Source organism: Enterobacter cloacae complex sp. 6730903 (assembly GCF_048283985.1).
Classification (GTDB): domain Bacteria; phylum Pseudomonadota; class Gammaproteobacteria; order Enterobacterales; family Enterobacteriaceae; genus Enterobacter; species Enterobacter hormaechei_C.
In genome coordinates, this window is record NZ_JBLVXX010000142.1 from 1 (window position 1) to 835 (window position 835).

At 33.2% G+C, this 835-nt stretch carries 1 protein-coding gene; it reads right to left on the bottom strand.

Annotated features, from left to right (window positions below; genetic code table 11):
* Positions 1-711 (bottom strand): hypothetical protein (locus tag ACNQ0W_RS25230; RefSeq protein ID WP_417933298.1); only part of this gene is annotated, 711 nt, incomplete at its 3' end.
* Between the last annotated feature and the right edge of the window lie 124 nt (positions 712-835).

Consider the following 835-nt stretch of genomic DNA (forward strand, 5'->3'; position numbering starts at 1 on the left):
CATTTGAGGACTATTATCATTAATTACTGCTAATGCCCAAGGGAACAATGCGCGATCTTTACTTAGGTAATTTATTACATCTATTTTTTTACTATCACTAAATTCTTTGTTATCCAATATACTTGCAATTTTTTTTCCGATGTCATCTTCGTAATACCTACCATAGAGTCCTCTGCTTATAGTTATTAAGCGTAAGGCATCCCTATAATTTTGTTCATCCGTTTCGGGGTTTAAAATTAATGACATCAGACGCAGTCTTTCCTCTGTGTTCAAATTAATATTATTTATCGGACCTGAGTTGACTTTTTCTCTTTCATATTTCAATGTTAAGGAATTGAGCAAGGCCTCAGTTCGCAAATCATTGAGAACTCGGCTTCCCCCACTTTCTGGGCTATCGAAGCGTAACCAATGATGCACAGTGTTTATATAATAATCTGTAATTTCCTTGTTAACGCTCTTATAACCTATAAACCCTGCAATACCTATGAATATAGCAAAAAAACTAGAGCCATAGATTAACCAGAGTCGTGTCTTTTCTAGGATTGACATCGTCTTATCTATTGCGCTTTCTGTTATTTCTACTTTCGCATTTTCTATCTTGTCTCTTATTTGTTGCATTAGATTTAAATTTTCATCACGAAGCTTTTCAAGCTCCATCTTATGTTTAATAGCATCTCGCTCAGCTAAGATTATTGTAAGATCTCTTTCCATAAGAACCTCATTGGTTTATATAACATTAATGTGGCTAAAAGTATAATATTTAACCTAATGCTATATCAATATATTTTTGCGATTTATGAAGTGAAAGTGCTCAGCTATTTGAGTTTATATTGAT